This window comes from Pseudoalteromonas sp. SR45-5 (genome assembly GCF_014163565.1).
In the GTDB taxonomy this organism is placed as follows: Bacteria; Pseudomonadota; Gammaproteobacteria; order Enterobacterales; family Alteromonadaceae; genus Pseudoalteromonas; species Pseudoalteromonas distincta.
The window spans coordinates 1-1,424 of the sequence record NZ_JACJDN010000833.1; the positions used below are offsets into that span (position 1 = coordinate 1).

At 41.6% G+C, this 1,424-nt stretch carries 1 protein-coding gene; it reads left to right on the forward strand.

The genetic code is table 11. The features are described 5' to 3' along the window. Positions 1–1,339, forward strand: a 1,339-nt coding sequence (locus tag H5072_RS19435) for an NAD-dependent succinate-semialdehyde dehydrogenase (RefSeq protein WP_220488721.1), incomplete at its 5' end; no start/stop codon positions are given. Between the last annotated feature and the right edge of the window lie 85 nt (positions 1,340–1,424).

Below are 1,424 nucleotides of genomic sequence, written 5' to 3' on the forward strand. Positions count from 1 at the left end.
GCAAACCATTGAAACCTATACACTACTTTCTCAAAAGGAAGCAGAACAGGTAATCGAAAAATCTCACGAAACATATTTAAAATGGCGATTAACGTCATTCACTGAACGTGCAAAATACCTTAATAAGTTAGCCTCACTCTTTGAAGATCAAAAAGAAGCTATTGCAAAACTCATGACCGAAGAAATGGGTAAAGTTTACGAGCAAGGCTTTCAAGAAGTTGAACTATGTGCAGGAATTTGTCGTTATACAGCCGAACAAGGCCCACAAGTACTTGCTGACGAAGAACGTGATATGGACGGCGGCCGCGCAATTATCAGCTACCAACCAACAGGTGTACTATTAGGCATTCAACCATGGAACTTTCCGCTTTATCAGGTAATTCGCTACAGTGCTGCTAACATCATGGCGGGTAACACAACCGTATTAAAGCATGCTGGTAATGTATTTGGCATGGCTGAAAAAATAGAAGAGCTATTTAAACAAGCTGGTTTCCCAGAGTATTGCTTTAACAATCTACTTATCGACGGCAAAACAGCCAGTTCTTTAATTTCGCACAAAGCAATTAGCGGCGTAACCTTTACCGGTAGTGATGCGACAGGTAAAAAAGTAGCAGAAGAAGCAGGTAAATACGTTAAGAAAACAGTGTTAGAGCTTGGTAGTAACGACGCTTACTTGGTACTTGATGACGCAGACCTAGAGCTTGCAGTTAAAACCTGTGTAACCGGGCGCATGATCAATAACGGTGAAACGTGTGTTTCAGCTAAACGTTTCGTTGTTGTAGAGTCACTTTACGATGACTTTAAAGCGCAAATTAAAGAGCAATTTGAAGCCATGAAAATGGGCGACCCAATGGCAGACGACACAGACTTAGGTCCAATGGCACGTGAAGACTTACGCGACGGCATTCACGACCAAGTAATGGAATCAGTTAAAGCAGGTGCAAACATAGTAACGGGCGGCGAAATACCTTCGCAAACAGGCTATTACTACCCACCTACTCTACTAGATAACTTAGCCCCTGGTATGCCAGCCTATGACGACGAATTATTTGGCCCAGTAGCTTCGCTTATTAAAGCCAAAGACAACGACGATGCAATGCGCATCGCTAACGACTCTCGCTATGGTTTAGGCGGCGGTATTTTCTCTAAAGATGAGAAAAAAGCCATTGAACTAGCTAAAAAGTACTTTGATACTGGCATGATCAACATTAACGGTTACGGTTTAGCACAGCCTAACTTACCCTTCGGTGGTGTTAAAGGCAGTGGCTACGGCCGAGAACACGGCGGCTTTGGTATGCGCGAATTTGTTAATGTTAAAAGCATTATGATCGCTAGCTAATTTAGCTGCATAAATGAAATAAGTATTTTAAATAGATATTTTTAATACGTGTTTAAAATACAAAAACTACTAAGCCTAAAAGTGG